Below are 847 nucleotides of genomic sequence, written 5' to 3'. Positions count from 1 at the left end.
TCGTCAGGCGTTTTCTCGGTGGACGCTGCCCACACCATTCCTTGCTGTACAAAGAATTGGTGCGATTACGTAAGGCGTCTCCGAATCTACTGATGGATCTACGGAAGATCAATCGGGATGTGATTCAGCCGTGCCTACCCAGCGACCTGATCTTAGATCTGGATTCTACCGTGGAGACTGTGTATGGCGATCAATCAGGAGCTGCCAAAGGAACCAATCCACACAAGCCGGGTCGAAAGAGCTACCATCCCTTACTGGCTTTTGAAGGACAGTCCCGCTTATGCCTAAATGCCGTCCTACGGGCAGGCAACACACACTCTTCGACCGGAGCTATTTCTTTCCTCGAGCAGACGTTCGAACTGATCGAAGATCATAGGGTGAAGTACGCCCGATTTGATAAAGGGTTCGGAGGCGAAGACTTCTACCGACTATGGGAGAGCAGGCGAATCGGTTACGTTGGTAAGCTAAAATGGACGAAACGTCTCGCCGCCGAAGTCGCCGCCTGTCGTTACTGGAAACGCTATGTCGATGAGGACGAGTGGGTCATCGAAGGCATTACCCTCCTGTACAAAGCAACTTCTTGGAACAAGTTACGTCGTGTCGTGATCATCCGCAAGGCACGAGTGGTTGAAGACGGCCAAACACGTCTCATCTTCGACACCGACTGGCAATACGAAGCGATCGTCACCAATCTGGAGTGGGAACCGATCGACTTATGGCGTTTCTACAACCAGCGCTGCTGTATGGAAAACTACATCAAGGAAGCCAAGCGTGGATTTTCCATTGATCGAATTGCGACGAGTGACTTTGCAGCCAATGAACTCGTCTTGCTCATCAAGCTATTAGC

1 protein-coding gene is annotated in these 847 nt (G+C 51.2%); it reads left to right on the top strand.

The annotated features are described in order from the left end of the window. Positions 1–847, top strand: an 847-nt coding sequence (locus PRECH8_RS14010; protein WP_200967718.1) for an IS1380 family transposase, incomplete at both ends; no start/stop codon positions are given.

It is taken from the genome of Insulibacter thermoxylanivorax (assembly GCF_015472005.1).
GTDB classification, from domain to species: domain Bacteria; phylum Bacillota; class Bacilli; order Paenibacillales; family DA-C8; genus Insulibacter; species Insulibacter thermoxylanivorax.
The sequence above is the reverse complement of the archived record's forward strand: the minus strand, read 5'-3'. Positions and strand labels throughout refer to the sequence as shown.